General features: G+C 41.6%; 1 protein-coding gene. It reads right to left on the reverse strand.

All coding sequences use genetic code 11. The features are described 5' to 3' along the window. Window positions 1-230, reverse strand: a 230-nt coding sequence (locus CIK04_RS31565; protein WP_176463490.1) for a transposase, incomplete at its 3' end; no start/stop codon positions are given. Window positions 231-339 lie beyond the last annotated feature (109 nt).

Raw genomic sequence — 339 nt, forward strand, 5'->3', positions numbered from 1 at the left:
CGCTCACTTTTTATACCAAAGATATAACCAAGCAAGATGATTTTGAAGAGACGAACAGGGTCAACAGGTGGACGCCCATTATCTTTACAATAAAGATGAGCAACTTCATCACGAATGAATTCGAAGTCGATAGCATTATCGATTTTGCGCACTAAATGGTCTTTAGGAACTAACTGTTCCATCGTCACCATTTCCAGTTCGTATTGTTGCGGGGTGGGTTCTTGAAGCATATCGGAGTATCCATATTTCGATACCCCTATTAGATCAAAGGTCTAGCTCGAAAGCTAGACCTTTGTCAGCAGTCTGAAGCGGCTTCATGAAGCCGCTTTTTTTATCTCA

The organism is Vibrio sp. 03_296, from assembly GCF_002265885.1.